1 protein-coding gene is annotated in these 542 nt (G+C 78.4%); it reads left to right on the top strand.

From position 1 onward, the window contains the following. A partial coding sequence (locus tag ACVNF4_RS36855; RefSeq protein ID WP_461807149.1) for an aminotransferase class I/II-fold pyridoxal phosphate-dependent enzyme occupies nt 1-542 on the top strand: 542 nt, incomplete at both ends.

Raw genomic sequence — 542 nt, 5'->3', positions numbered from 1 at the left:
GCGCCGTCCCTGCTGCTGGCGCTGACCGCGGCCCTGGGCGGGGACGTGCTGGTGCCCCGGCCGTGCGCGGCCTGGTGGGCGCCGTACGCGCGACTGCTCGGGCGGCCGGTGTTCCACGTGGCGACGCCCGCCGAGTGCGGGGGCGTGCCCGATCCGTACGCCCTGCTGGAGACCGTGCGCAGGGTCCGCGCCGAGGGCGGTGAACCCCGGCTGCTCGTCCTGTCCGTCGCGGACGACCCGACGGCCACCGTGGCCCCTCCGGAGGCCGTCCACGCGGCCGTGGAGGCCGCCGAGGGGGCCGGCCTGCACGTCGTCAGCGACGAGACCTGGCGCGACACCGTCCACGCGCCCCACGACACCGTCCTCGTCAGCCCCGCCGAGATGCTCCCCGGACAGGTCACCGCCGTCAGTGACCTGGCGGGCGCGCACCTGCCGGCCGGCTGGCCCGCCGCGATCGCGAGGCTCCCCGGCACGCCCGCCGGGAACGGCCTCCACGCGCGCGTGCTGGACGTCCTCACCGCACTCGGCGCCCACGTCGCGAC

Source organism: Streptomyces sp. S6, from assembly GCF_054880855.1.
Note: the sequence above shows the minus strand (reverse complement) of the source record. Positions and strands in the feature narration are given on the sequence as shown.